Source organism: [Phormidium] sp. LEGE 05292 (assembly GCF_015207735.1).
GTDB lineage: Bacteria > Cyanobacteriota > Cyanobacteriia > Cyanobacteriales > Aerosakkonemataceae > Floridanema.
The window spans coordinates 24,061-37,747 of record NZ_JADEWG010000057.1 but is presented as its reverse complement, the minus strand read 5'-3'; the positions used below and the strand labels follow the sequence as shown (position 1 = coordinate 37,747).

The window sequence follows — 13,687 nt, the reverse complement described above, 5'->3', positions numbered from 1 at the left end:
CTCCCCATCTCCTCCACTCCGTAGGTACTTTTAGTCACTTTTGTTAATTTGGGGAAGAGATATTTTGATTTCTTGGCTGTGGATAGACAGCGTTGGTGTTTAGTAGATTCTTCTTTTGGTTAAGTTATGTTGGATACTCTCGATCTGGATCTGGCTTTAGATAAAAATACTTATCGCACTCAGATTGAAGCTTTAATGCGGCAGTTGCGATCGCTCCAAAAAGCCTGTTGGGATAAAAAACAACCGATGGTGGTAGTTTTAGAAGGTTGGGCAGCGGCAGGCAAAGGCAGTTTAGTGAAGAAAATGGTTGGCTACATGGACCCTAGAGGTTTTACAGTCAATCCAATTTGGCCTCCGAGTCCGGAAGAACAAAAGTATCCTTTTTTGTGGAGATTTTGGAAACAATTACCAGCGCGTGGCAGTATTGGGATTTTTTATCATAGCTGGTATATTCACGTACTCGAAGATCGGTTGTTTGAGCGGGTGGAAACAGCGCAAGTGCCGATGGTGATGCAGAATATTAATGCTTTTGAACGTCAGTTGGTCGATGATGGGGCGGCGATCGCTAAATTTTGGATTCATCTGAGCCAAAAAGAATTGAAAAAACGGTTGAAAAAATACGCTTCCAACTCTTTAGATTCTTGGCGAGTTCGTCCTGAAGATTGGCAACAAGAGAAAAATTACGAGCAATATGTTGCTCTAGCTGAGGAAATGTTGATTCATACTAGCACTGGATCGGCTCCTTGGACATTGGTTGAAGGTGACTGTCAACGCTGGGCAAGGGTGAAAGTTTTGACGCAACTTGTGGCGACAATGACCGAAGCACTCGATCGCCTACATTGCCAAATTCCGCAGCCTTCTCTTCCTCCCCAAGAACGCCTGAGTCCCGCCGAACCAAATTTATTGGCACAGGTAGATTTAACTCAAAGTTTGTCTAAGTCACAATACAAAATCCAACTCAGCCGGGAACAGGTAAAACTTAGAAAGTCACAATTAAGCATTTACGAACATCAAATCCCCGTTTTAATCATTTTTGAAGGTTGGGATGCGGCTGGAAAAGGCGGCGCAATTAAGCGACTTACAGATATTCTCGACCCTCGCAGTTACAAGGTTAATGCTTTTGCTGCACCTACTGACGAAGAAAAAGCGCATCATTATTTGTGGCGTTTTTGGCGACGCTTACCAATGGCAGGAACGATCGGCATTTTTGACCGGAGTTGGTACGGTCGAGTATTAGTAGAACGAGTAGAAGGTTTTGCTAAGGAAAATGAGTGGCGACGCGCTTATCAGGAAATCAACGAGTTTGAAGCCCAGTTAACCAGCGATGGCTATGTTTTGGTGAAGTTTTGGCTACATATTAGCCAAGAAGAACAAATGAAACGGTTTGAGGAACGGCAAAACGACCCATTTAAGGAATATAAACTGACTGAGGAAGATTGGCGTAATCGAGAAAAATGGCCGTTATATGAGGTAGCAGTAAATCAAGCTATTCAACGTACTAGTACTCCTACTGCTCCTTGGACTTTGATTCCAGCTAATGACAAGTACTTTGCCCGTGTTAAAGTAATTCAAACTGTTAGTGGTGCGATCGTCCGGGAACTAAAGCGTAGATAATTGTTATTGGTCATTTGTCTTTCTTGATTATTTATTAACGAGAGTTGCTACTGAGTTGAAAAACCCATTTTTTGCTGAATTCCTACAAATTATGAATGACAAATGACCAATGACTAATAACTAAATTCGTGAGGTAGTGTTTTTATGTTGTTTCTCACATTAACTCAATTAATATTTTTAACGTTAATAGTTTGGTTAGTTTGGCGGGTAGTTTTTCGACCTCGTAAAGACGGCGATCCTGGCGCTGGTGGTCTTGGGGAGGGGAAATATAGACCAAGAGATTATTTAGCTTGGTTGGGGGCGTTAATTGTTTTCCTGGCAGTAATCTTAGCATTATTAACCCCGAATAATGGCGCAGTAGTCCAGGTTTGGAGCATTATATCTTTACCTCTAAAACCACTGGGATTATCTATTTTATTGTTGTTATTTGCATTGATGGGTATTGCCAAGGGAGGAATCACCAACGATGCCAAGCTCTATATAAGAATTGCTACAGCACTTTTGTTGTTTTTTAGTATTCCGATTATTGCTTTTTTAATGGTGCAATTAATTGAATCTGATTCGATTTTGGCTTTACAAGCAGCGGCTCATCGCAAGGATAAAGTTGACGCTATTGTATTGTTAGGACAGGCAACAACTCAACAACCTTTTTTGGAAGCAAATCAAATTCACTTGACTGACGCAGGCGATCGCATTTTGCAAGCAGCTAGAGAATACGAACAACAATCAAGATTAGGCAACGATGCTTTTATAATTGTTAGTGCTGGCCCTAGACCAGGACAAAGATTAAATCCGAATCAACCTAACCCTCCCGAAGCTTTTTCTATTGCTAGAATCCTCAAAAATTTAGGTATTCCCGAATCAGCTATTATAATTGAACCAACAGGTGTGGATATTCGCACTAGTGCCGAAGCAATTAGACGAAAATATGTAGATGAAGGCATTATTAGTAAACGAGTTATTCTCGTAGCTTCGGCTTTAAATATGCAACGCGCTAGACAAAGTTTTGCCCAATTAGGAATTTCCACTATTCCCAGTCCAGCTACTTTTTATACATTTCAAGCTGGGGGAGTTCCTAGAGTTATTTTTATGACTACCCAAAAAGATAGATGCGATACGATTAGTATTACTTTCCGCAATGCGCGGGAAGTACAATTCTCTGATTTTATGCCTAATGTAGATTCTTTATTGTTGAGTACTCGCGTGATTAATGAATTTTGGTCATCAGTTTATTACTTTTTACGCGGTTGGTTATCTACTGGTGTAGATCCTATTCCGCAACCTCAGAATATAAGATGTTAAAAGTAGTTCGTTATAAGGACTTTAGTCTTTTTGTTTAGGAATATACGAATAATGTCGCTACAACAAACAATTATGGATATAACATATAAATATGGCTAATTCTCGATTAAGAAAACTTGGTACTTATCTCCGTCCCTACTGGAGAAAACTCGGCTTAGGCATCATAGCATTGTTTTTTGTCAACAGCTTAGGGGTATATATTCCCTTGCTAATTCGGAAAATTATTGATGAACTTAATGTTACTTTTAGCTTTAATCAAGTTCTGCGATATGTGGTGCTACTTTTTGTTTTAGCATCTATCATGTGGGTGATTCGTGTAGTATCCCGAATGTTAATTTTTGGGATTGGAAGACAGGTAGAGTTTGACTTAAAGCAAAAGATTTTTCAACATTTACTAACTTTAGAACCATCATATTTTCACAAGAATACAGCAGGGGATATTATTAACCGTGCGACTAGTGATGTAGATAATATTAGGCGGTTATTGGGTTTTGCTGTGCTGAGTTTGGCAAATACTTTTTTTGCTTATGGATTAACTTTGCCAGTGATGTTAACCATTAGCCCATCGATCAGTTTAGCAGCGATCGCAATTTATCCTTTCATGTTACTAATGGTACAATTATTTAGTGATAAATTGCGTAATGAACAATTGGTAGTCCAAGAAAAATTATCTAACCTGAGTGAGTTAATTCAGGAAGATATGAGTGGCATTTCTTTAATTAAAATTTATGCCCAAGAAGCGAATGAAAAACGCGCTTTTACTGAGTTAAATAATGAGTTATTATCAGCAAATTTAAAACTAGCTAGAACGAGAACTACTTTATTTCCTTTAGTTGAGGGAATGTCTTATATCAGTTTGTTGGTGTTACTGTGGGTGGGAGTAAGCGCGATCGCATCTGGTACAATTACTGTGGGAGATTTTGTCGCGTTAATTCTCTATGTGGAACGCTTAGTTTTTCCCACAACATTGCTAGGTTTTACGATTATAGCTTATCAAAGAGGAGAAGTAAGTATCGATCGCATAGAAGCAATTCTAACAGTAGAAGCAAAAGTCAAAGATCAAGTAAGTTCTGTACCATTACCACGCGAAAAAGTTAGGGGAAAATTAGTCGCTAAAAATCTTAACTACACTTATCCTGGTGTGGAAATCCCCGCTTTAAGTAATATCAATTTTACCATTGAACCAGGAGAAACTGTAGCTATTGTTGGGCCAATAGGTTCCGGTAAATCAACCTTAGCCAATGCGATTCCCCGCTTATTAGATATTCCTAAAGGATGTCTATTTTTGGATGGGTATGATATTACTTATTTGCGGTTGCAAGACTTACGAAATGCGATCGCTTACGTTCCTCAAGAAAGTTTTCTCTTCAGTACCACCATTAAAAATAACATTCGTTATGGCGAGCCAGTAGTTGAACAGCCTTATGTAGAAACAGCAGCCAAACAAGCACAAATTCACGAAGAAATTACTACTTTCCCTCACAATTATGAAACCATAGTTGGCGAAAGAGGAATTACACTTTCCGGGGGACAAAGACAGCGTTCCGCATTAGCCAGAGCATTATTAGTGAATGCACCAGTGCTAATATTAGATGATGCTTTAGCAAGCGTAGATAACCAAACAGCAACAGCAATTTTGGAAAATTTATCTTTAGGAACTGAACGTAAAACCGTAATTTTTATCTCTCATCAAATGTCTGCGGCGGCGAGTTGCGATCGAATTTTTGTCATGGATAAAGGAGAAATTGTCCAAGTAGGAACTCACACCGAATTAGTAGAACAACCAGGATTATATCAATCACTTTGGAATCAGCAAAAATTAGAAGAATTACTCAAGTAATTTCTTGCCGATAGCTATCATTTTCTTTCCAAAACTTCCAATGGGTATTTTTGAGCCACACTTTTGCATTTATTTGCTTCTGATTGTAAAACCTCAAACAGTGAAAATACATAACAAGCAATGAAACTCATAATCACCAGTTCACCGCCATCTTCTAATAGGATTAATATAGGATTTAACACAGGAGAAGTAGCTATTGTGTGAACTAAATCTAGTATGATTCCGCAGAAAGCAAGAGCAAACATCATCATAATTAAATGTTTTGATATTCTCCGAGAAGTGCGATCGCTAAATTGATAAGTAACAGTAATTAATCCTAAGAAAACTAGAACCACTATACCAATTACCACAAGTTCTCCGAAATCTTGTCCCCGCAAATTGAACAACCCAGGAATAGCAAATTGATTAGTGATGATATGACCTAATCTCTCATGAATTTCAACTGCATCATCAAGCAAAAGATAAAAGAATAATAATGACCAAGTTCCATATAAAAATAACCCAGTTTTTACGGCTAAAATGCCCAATAACATAGCAATCCAATACTCTTTGATATACTGAAATATTTCCGAAAATCCCCGATCCATTTCCAAGGAAAAAGCATTATTTTTTGTTAAATTTGTGTAGGAATAAATCAAATGAAGTAACATAAAAGCAAGATCGGTCACTAAAAATAAGTAAAATAGTCTAATAGACTGATTGTTGAAGTTGAATTTCCTGAAAAAGTTAAAATTTTTTAGTCCCACAATATTTACCACCTTAAGAAATTAAGGGCATAAAACTATCCGCAGGTGTGTTAGCACTATTCCTACGAAAGTTAAGTGTAATTTAGTTTTTTTTAATCTAAACTTAAACTACCGATCGATCGCTCTTTCTTTTGGATGATTTTTGACACAAACAATTAAATAGCCTCGAAAAAATGGACTCCTGACACTTTCCAAATAACTTACTCAGGTTAGCTAACTGTAAGTAAGTTTAATAAAGAATTTGGCTATAACTGGAGGCAAAATTCCTGAAATAAAGCCTCAGAGCATTAGTGTTTTTACTGAGTTGTCTCGCTTCTCGGCAGTATTTCTCTCTATTTTCAAATGTATTTTTTTCATGAAGAATATCTGAAATTATTGACAATATTTTATTTTTTTGATGAAGACTCTCTCAAACTGATTGACGAGGCCGATCGGGGTATGACATTTTTTTGATGAGATTCAAATGGATGCGAACAGAAATATCAGCTAGCTGTTTTTCGATTTAATTCATTTTTTAGAAATATCAGGAGATTAAGTATGAATTTCATACGATATGGGCTGTTAGCTGGGACAACTGTGGTAATGCTGCTCTTTACGAGTAAACAGAGTAACGCGGCATCCATGATTTTACAAAATGCAAACCTAGCAATTCCCCCTGCCGGAAGTACTGTGATTGGAGAGTGTGCTACTGGGGGACTGTGCAAACCAGGAGACGTGCTAAATCTTACATATAATCCAGGCACAAGTTCAGTATTTGCTACAAATGACACAGCTTATAACTTTACCAAATTCATCTACACTATTCTTCCAGGCCAAGATGCGGTTTGGTCATCGCTGTCTACGTTTGATTTTTTCAAAAAGGCAGAAGTTTCAAGCGATGGCAAAGTTCTTACCTTAAGTGATGGTTCATTTAGTGCTGGTGCAACGGCTCTTTTCAGCGCCACCTTTTTTGGTAACATTCCAGTGAATGCTGCCGTTACATTTGAAGGTTCTAAGGCTGTTCCCGAACCAAACACAATAGTTGGTCTAGCACTAGTGGGTGCAGCAGGTGCTTATTTCGGTCGTCGTAAACAACAAAGTGTTAATTAGTTAATAGCAAATCCGGGTTATCTACCCCCTTTGTCTTCTTCGTCTTTTATTGGTGTTCTAATTCGCTATTGCGAATAATTGTGCTACCGCGTCTTTGGAGTTTAAAAAAGAGGTAATTAACCCGGATTTAAAGAGAATCAAAAAAGTTATCTCCTGGCAAAGAGAGATTTTGCAATTGAGAATTGATTCTTTGGGCTGTAGATAAGCCAGATTGCAAAGCACTTTCTACCAAATTTCCACCACACCAATCACCACAACAAATTAAAGGTAAGCTTGTTTGAACATCTAAAAACATTTCCGACAAAGGACGAATAGGAAAAGCATAACGCCAGCGATGAACTTGAAAGAATGTAGGAGTATCTAACCAAGGAATAAAATGTTTAGCTGCACTCGCTAATAATTCTCTAGCTGCGGGTTGTAAATCTTCCGTATCTAAATAAAGTTGAGCAAATTTGGCGCTACTTTGAATGACAAAAACAGATGCTTCTGGATTGAAACGTTTACTACTATCTAAACCTATCCAAGCTAAATCATCATTTTGGGAAAAAAGAATTGCTTTCTCAGGTCGATCGACTTGAAGGGAATTTGAATAACCTGCCATAACAGTAATACAAGGATCGAATTCGATCGCCCGGAACCTAGCTAAAACCTCTTCAGAAACCAAAGGTTCTAATAAAACCAAAGCTTGGGGTGCAGGAATTGCCATCACCACCGCTTTCGCCGTTAAACTTTTCGGCAACTCATCATTAATAGCAGCAAAATTTAATTGCCAACTATCCTGATTATTTAAAATAATTGACTCAACCCGATGATTTAACCAAATTTCCAAACCCTTAGCCAAAAACTTAGCAACCGCACTCATTCCTTCTGGCGCAACGTAACAAGTAGTTGAAAGTTGAGAGTCAGGTGAAAATTGGTAAATTGTATCCGTCCATAGTTTGAGGATTTGGCGATCGCATAAAATCTTTACCAAACGCTGCAACAATTCACCTTTCCCTTCCAAATAGCGCAAACCGTGATCGGCACAAATATTATGTAAACGGCGTGTCGCCACCCTTCCCCCCACACCACGCGACTTTTCCACCACTACCACCCCATAGCCAGCCTGACGCAATTGTTGCGCCACAGTCAAGCCAGCCACACCAGCACCAATAATTGCCACATCAAACATGACTTAGTGAACTCCGCATTCAAAAGGATAGAAGTAGAATAAGGTACAGCAACGAATCTCTAGTCTGGGAGGGTTCGATTTTGGATGAGTTGAGATCGGCGCTGGAATTAGCAACAGAAGAAGAATTGCAACAACTTACCGCAATTCTGTTCTGCCGCAGATTTAATCCTATAGATTATATTCACACGCCTGACCCAATAGAAGTACAAAGCCAAGACCGTGAAGCTTGGCTGGAAATGATCGAAAATAGATTTCGCTTTTTAGCAGCAGATGGCATAACAGTATTGCGGGGACGTACCCAGCAAGTAACCTACCGCCAAGCTTTAATTCAAGTTTGTCGCTATCTCAAAATCCGTTATTCCCATAAACTTTCTACCACAGACATAGAAGCAGAAATTTTTCTCAATCTGCTAAAACGGGCTTGGAAAGAATTACCTACTGGCGATCAAAACGAGATTACAAAGAGAGTCCAAATTGGATTATCTGAATCTAAACTCTCTGAACCATTACCCCTTTCAGTACAAAAAGATCCTTTTGGCTGGCTGGTTAAAGGTGGTAGTGCTTTAGCGGTAAATTCCATTCTTCAACCAATGCTTTTGCAACAAATTGCCCGTCAGTTTGCGATTCATTTTGCTACTTATCAAATGGCGAAAGAAGCTATTGTTCAAGGCGGCGTAGCAGTAGCCACAAAATTCCAAGGTTATATGGCTTTGCAAGCAGCGGAAAAAGGAATGGCAATGACAGCTGCTCGTTATTCAGCAGTACGTGGTATATTTTCATTCTTAGGCCCCGCAATGTGGGCTTGGTTTGTTGCAGATGTTGGTTGGCGGGCAATTGCTACCAATTATGCGCGAATTATTCCCACCATTTTTGCCTTAGCCCAAATTCGTTTAACTCGTGGAGAATGTTGGGAATTAGCTTAACCAAATGAAGGATGAAAGATGAAGGAAAAATTTTTAAATTGGAAAATTAAAACCTCTCACTTTCATCCCGATCGCAAATGGCAATTTTTGGGTAATATGTTTCAGCTGGGTTTACTTACTTTTCCAGTAATTCCAGCAGTGGGCGTGGTGTTACTGTCTTTATCAGCTTTAGCAACTTGGTGGAAAAAATATCGCCAAATTATTAGCCAACCTTTAACTTGGGGTTTTGCAATTCTCACAGTTTTGTTAGTTATAGTATCGAGTTTTGGCTATTACCCAACAGAAGCTTATTTAGGTTTAGGCAATTTAATTCCCCAATTCATCTTTTTTACTGGCATTAGTGGGTTAATTCAAACTCCCGCCCAACTAAGACGGATTAGTTGGATTTTAGTAGTTAGTTCTGTCCCAATAGTAATTTTTGGTTTAATTCAATTATTATTAGGTTGGGGAACAGATGGGGCATTGCAAAGTTTTTTGGGTTTAGCGATCGCACCCACCGGAAACCCCCCAGGCAGAATGTCCGCTAACTTTATGTACGCCAACATTCTCGCCGCCTATCTAACAATAGTTTTTATTTTAAACTTAGGTCTATTAATCGAAAATCTTCAACAAAAAACCCATCCCCATTCCCGTAGGACAGGCATCTTGCCTGTCATCACCAATCCCCAGTCCCAATTCCTAATAGTAGCATTATTAGGAAATTCCCTAGCTTTACTATTAACAAATTCACGCAATGGTTGGGCGATCGCAGTTTTTTCTGCCTTAACCTTTGCTGTATATTTAGGTTGGCGTTGGCTAATATTTATAGTTGGCGGAATTTCAGGAATCGTCCTATTATCAGCCTTTGCACCCTCACCAATTCGAGAACATTTTAGAAAAATTGTTCCTTATTTCATTTGGGGGCGACTGTCTGATGAAATGTTTCGCGATCGACCAATTCCCATGTTACGTTCAACCCAATGGAATTTTGCTTGGTCACTCACTCAACAACGCCCCCTAACAGGTTGGGGATTACGCAACTTTTCACCTCTTTATATTACCAAGTATTCCAGCTACCAAATGCCAATTTGGTTAGGACATCCCCATAACTTATTTTTAATGTTAACCGCAGAAATCGGCATTCCCGCCACAATTTTCCTCTGTGGTTTAGTCGGTTGGATAATTGTTAAAGGGTTTTTGTTAATCAGAGATTGGTCAGATAGTTCAGCAGATAAATTTATATTTTTCAGTCATTTAGTAGCATTTTTCGGTTGTATTTTGTTTAATACAGCTGATGTGACAATGTTTGATTTGCGAGTTAATGCTTTGGGTTGGTTGTTGTTAGCTGGAATTTGGGGAGTTGTTTGTAGTCGAAGAGCGATCGCAGCTAAATCTTAGTATATTTGTCTATATAGCAGACGGGTTGTATAATTTTAAATTCAGTACAAACGCTTACGTTGTTTTTCGGATTTATTTTTATTGATTAAATACTAAAATATCAATTGAAAGTATTATTTATCCAATGATAACTACACTTGTATTTTTAGATACATTAACTAAAAAATTGAGAATATCAAAATGAATAAAGCTGAATTAATTGACATTATCTGCGAGAAATATCCCGTCACTAAAAGGCAAGCAGACGCTATATTAGCAGCTGCATTAGATACTATCATAAAAGCTGTTGCTCAAGGAGATAAAGTAACAGTTAACAATTTCGGTTCATTTGAGCCGCGTCAACGTATGGCGCGTGAGGCTCGCAATCCTCAAACTGGCAGTAAAATTGAAATTGCAGCAACTAAAGTTCCAGTCTTTTCTGCTGCACAAAGTTTCCGTGACAAGATGAATGCTCCACCGCCTATAGATGCTTTTTACTATTATGGGATTGCCAACAAAAAAAGAATCGCAAAGCTTTACCAAGAAGCAGTTGAAGACTACAGTCGAGCTATTGAATTGCAAGAACTATCTTTTGCATACTCACAGCGAGGTGATGTTTATCTGCAACTTGGAGAATACGAAAAAGCAATTCAAGATTACACTCAAGCAATTAATGATAGTTATCACTTAAGTATTAATTATGAAAAACGCGGTTTAGCTTACCTTAGCTGGGGTGATGAACTGAATGCAAGTTTAGATTTGAAAAAATCAGCAGAAAGGTTTCTTCATTATGGAAATGAAGGAAAATACAACAATCTTTTAACCCAGGTTAGAAAAATTTCAGATGAAATTGTAGAAGAAGGTCGAAAAAAAGCTGATAAACAGGACTATATGGGAGCAATTGAGAACTACAATCAAGCTATTCAGATAGATCCTGATAATAGAAAAGCTTCCGATTATCTTAAAATTGCCCAGTTAGCTTTAAAGCAAGATCAAGAAATTGCTGCTGCACAAAAACTATTAGATACTGAAGAATTCTTCACTCCAAAAACTTCTGAAGAAGCCAACGAGAGAAACATAATATCCATTGCTCGACGGCAAGGACAATATGAATTTCGCAAAATTTTACTCGAAGCATATAACTATCGCTGCGCCATTACCGAATTTGATGTCCAAGAAGCTTTAGAAGCTGCTCATATCATTCCTTACATTGCAACTGAAAATAATCATCCTTCCAACGGCTTGTTACTTCGAGCAGATTTACATACACTTTTTGACCTAAACTTAATCACCATTGACCCAGAAAAATTGGAAGTCATTCTTGACCCAAGATTACGTGAAAGCAGCTACAGACAACTTCATGGGAAACTTCTGCAACTTCCCAAAGATCAACTTTATTGGCCTAAAAAAGAAGCTTTAAAATGGCGATTTGAGCAGTGTAATTGGTGCATTTGATTTATGTAAATCTTCTTCCCTTCTGCCTTCTGCCCTCTGCCTTCTGCCTTCTTAGACTAAAATAGTCGATAAACTTTCACAACTAGTCAGAGGGAAGCAGAGGTGACTAGCAACAGGGCGACAGAAAACCAAAACGAAACCAGCGTTTCCACCAAAGATCGCATAAATTCGAGTTATTACGCCTTATTAGGGCTGCATCCTGCCGCATCCCCTGTAGAAATTCGGCGTGCATACCGGGAATTAAGCAAACGCTACCATCCCGACACTACAAATTTACCAAAAGCGATCGCCACCAGCAAATTCCAACAACTCAACGAAGCCTACGCCACCCTCAGCAACCCAGAACGCAGGCTAACCTACGACTATCAAATAGGCTACTCTCGCGTCGCCGTAGTTCAGCCAAAGCCAAACCTACACCAACCAGTCCAAAAAACCTCTTCCGCCTACCTCGACCCCACCGACAGACCCCTCGATGGAGGAGAAATTTTTGCCTTATTTCTCCTCCTGTTAACCTTCATTGGCTGTTTAGCCTTAGCCTTCTTTGTCGCCTTAACTCGTGGTGAGACAGCATTACAACCCATAGTTACAGACACAGCAAATCAAACCATACTCAAACAAGCAACTCCCACTCCAGTAAGTTCATTCCCGGTTCACTCTGCACCATCTCTGGGCTAATAAGGGTAAAAATAATTAAAGGTTAACGATTCCTCACCTTTAACTTATTAAACTATGACGATTCCTCCTCCAGAAACTCCCTTGTATAACCATCCTCTACCAGAAATTGAACAATGGTTAAAAGTGCAAGGATGTCAACAAGATGAAACAGAACTGCATTGTTGGCGAGTAGAAAAACCCGCCTGGAAAGCAGAATTGTGGTTAGATATTGACCAAATAACAGTTCGTTATCTCAACGCAGGGGAAAATGGTCAGGATATTCAGCGTTCTTTTAAATATTCCCTGAGTCGCCGCGACATTGAAGAAGCAGTTTTCTCAGGGCCTTAATATCTGTTTGTTGTAGCGACTTTAGTCGGTTTGTAGTGACGACTTTAGTCGTTTCTTTGCCAGATAGAAGGACTAAAGTCCTCACAACAAACCAGTTGTTTGTTGTAGCGACTTCAGTCGTTTCTTTGCTAAATAGAAGGACTAAAGTCCTTACAACGAACCAGTTGTTTGTTGTAGCGACTTTAGTCGTTTCTTTGCCAAATAGAAGGACTAAAGTCCTTACAACAAACCAGTTGTTTGTTGTAGCGACTTCAGTCGTTTCTTTGCTAAATAGAAGGACTAAAGTCCTTACAACGAACCAGTTGTTTGTTGTAGCGACTTCAGTCATTTCTTTGCTAAATAGAAGGACTAAAGTCCTTACAACGAACCAGTTGTTTGCTAAACTTTTCCAAAACGTCGATCGCGTCGCTGATAAGCACACAAAGCTTGATGAAACTCCTTCCGGTCAAAATCAGGCCAAAGAGTTTGGGTAATATAAATTTCTGCATAAGCCATTTGCCAAAGCAGAAAATTACTAATACGCATTTCGCCACTAGTACGAATTAATAAATCAGGATCGCAAATTCCCGCAGTATAAAGATGACTTTCAAACAAAGATCCATCAATTTCTTCTGGATTTAAAGTACCTTGTTTGACTTGATTTGCGATCGCCCGACAAGCCTGTAAAATCTCCTCCCTTCCCCCATAATTCGTCGCAACTGTAAACTTAATCCCTTGATTTTCTTTCGTTTCAGCCATCGATCGCTCAATCTCAGCTTGCAACGACGAAGGTAGAGAATTTAAATTACCCACAAAACGAATTTGCACATTCTCCTCCATCATTTCCCGCAATTCTTGACGCAAAACCCGTTCAAACAAAGTCATCAAAAAATCAACTTCCTCTAAAGGCCGCCCCCAATTCTCCGTCGAAAAAGCATAAGCAGTTAACGCCCCAATTCCCCAATCCTTACAACAGCGCAACAAATTTTTCAGCGCATCAACCCCTCGCCTATGCCCCATAATTCGCGGTAAACCTTGTTGTTTCGCCCAGCGACCATTGCCATCCATAATCACCGCTACGTGCCGGGGCAATCTCTCTGGCTCCAAATCATCCGGCAGATATTTCAAAACAGTTTGCTTAGCCGTCATATAAACTTTAAAAATCTTGAATGCGTTAGTTTTTCAATGGCATGAACAATTTCAATTCAGT

General features: G+C 39.0%; 12 protein-coding genes and 1 pseudogene. 10 read left to right on the top strand and 3 right to left on the bottom strand.

Features of this window, described 5'->3' with window-relative positions:
- The first annotated feature begins 126 nt into the window (after positions 1-126).
- The 3 genes from pap (at position 127) to IQ264_RS16950 (ending at position 4,756) form a co-directional block, all read left to right on the top strand.
- Complete coding sequence (gene pap / locus IQ264_RS16960) at positions 127-1,614, top strand: polyphosphate:AMP phosphotransferase (protein WP_193981976.1); 1,488 nt, start codon at positions 127-129, stop codon at positions 1,612-1,614.
- Positions 1,615-1,758: 144 nt separating this feature from the next.
- Positions 1,759-2,916 carry a YdcF family protein gene (locus IQ264_RS16955; RefSeq protein ID WP_193981975.1) on the top strand — a complete coding sequence of 386 codons (1,158 nt, stop codon included), beginning with the start codon at positions 1,759-1,761 and terminating at the stop codon, positions 2,914-2,916.
- Positions 2,917-3,007: 91 nt separating this feature from the next.
- Positions 3,008-4,756, top strand: a complete 1,749-nt coding sequence (locus IQ264_RS16950) for an ABC transporter ATP-binding protein (protein ID WP_193981974.1) — start codon at positions 3,008-3,010, stop codon at positions 4,754-4,756.
- A gap of 17 nt (positions 4,757-4,773) precedes the next feature.
- Here the strand turns inward: IQ264_RS16950 and IQ264_RS16945 are convergent, their stop codons facing one another.
- On the bottom strand, positions 4,774-5,406 hold the full coding sequence (locus tag IQ264_RS16945; RefSeq protein WP_193981973.1) for a hypothetical protein: 633 nt from the start codon (positions 5,404-5,406) through the stop codon (positions 4,774-4,776).
- Positions 5,407-6,039: 633 nt separating this feature from the next.
- Between IQ264_RS16945 and IQ264_RS16940 the strand changes: the two genes are divergently transcribed.
- Entirely contained in the window at positions 6,040-6,591 is a 552-nt protein-coding gene (locus IQ264_RS16940; protein WP_193981972.1) for a PEP-CTERM sorting domain-containing protein, read from the top strand.
- A gap of 127 nt (positions 6,592-6,718) precedes the next feature.
- Here the strand turns inward: IQ264_RS16940 and IQ264_RS16935 are convergent, their stop codons facing one another.
- Positions 6,719-7,762, bottom strand: coding sequence for an NAD(P)/FAD-dependent oxidoreductase (locus IQ264_RS16935; RefSeq protein WP_193981971.1), 1,044 nt, complete (start codon positions 7,760-7,762; stop codon positions 6,719-6,721).
- Positions 7,763-7,842: 80 nt separating this feature from the next.
- Here IQ264_RS16935 and IQ264_RS16930 point away from each other — a divergent pair, with 80 nt between their 5' ends.
- The 6 genes and pseudogenes from IQ264_RS16930 to IQ264_RS16910 all read left to right on the top strand — a co-directional run bounded on the left by IQ264_RS16930 (position 7,843) and on the right by IQ264_RS16910 (position 12,498).
- Positions 7,843-8,685 carry a YaaW family protein gene (locus tag IQ264_RS16930; protein ID WP_193981970.1) on the top strand — a complete coding sequence of 281 codons (843 nt, stop codon included), beginning with the start codon at positions 7,843-7,845 and terminating at the stop codon, positions 8,683-8,685.
- Positions 8,686-8,703: 18 nt separating this feature from the next.
- The gene (locus tag IQ264_RS16925) at positions 8,704-10,062 is read left to right on the top strand and encodes an O-antigen ligase family protein (RefSeq protein ID WP_193981969.1); all 1,359 of its coding nucleotides are present in this window, start codon (positions 8,704-8,706) and stop codon (positions 10,060-10,062) included.
- A 180-nt stretch (positions 10,063-10,242) separates the two neighbouring features.
- Positions 10,243-10,521, top strand: a pseudogene (locus IQ264_RS33020) (HU family DNA-binding protein); the annotation flags it as partial.
- Positions 10,507-11,496: an HNH endonuclease gene (locus IQ264_RS16920; protein WP_228061603.1), complete on the top strand. Its 990-nt coding sequence runs from the start codon at positions 10,507-10,509 to the stop codon at positions 11,494-11,496. The pseudogene IQ264_RS33020 and the gene IQ264_RS16920, both read left to right, overlap by 15 nt.
- 102 nt (positions 11,497-11,598) lie before the next feature.
- Positions 11,599-12,171 carry a J domain-containing protein gene (locus tag IQ264_RS16915; RefSeq protein ID WP_193981967.1) on the top strand — a complete coding sequence of 191 codons (573 nt, stop codon included), beginning with the start codon at positions 11,599-11,601 and terminating at the stop codon, positions 12,169-12,171.
- Between the two features lie 54 nt (positions 12,172-12,225).
- Positions 12,226-12,498 carry a DUF3143 domain-containing protein gene (locus tag IQ264_RS16910; RefSeq protein ID WP_193981966.1) on the top strand — a complete coding sequence of 91 codons (273 nt, stop codon included), beginning with the start codon at positions 12,226-12,228 and terminating at the stop codon, positions 12,496-12,498.
- A 378-nt stretch (positions 12,499-12,876) separates the two neighbouring features.
- Here the strand turns inward: IQ264_RS16910 and IQ264_RS16905 are convergent, their stop codons facing one another.
- Positions 12,877-13,626, bottom strand: a complete 750-nt coding sequence (locus IQ264_RS16905; RefSeq protein WP_193981965.1) for an isoprenyl transferase — start codon at positions 13,624-13,626, stop codon at positions 12,877-12,879.
- Positions 13,627-13,687 lie beyond the last annotated feature (61 nt).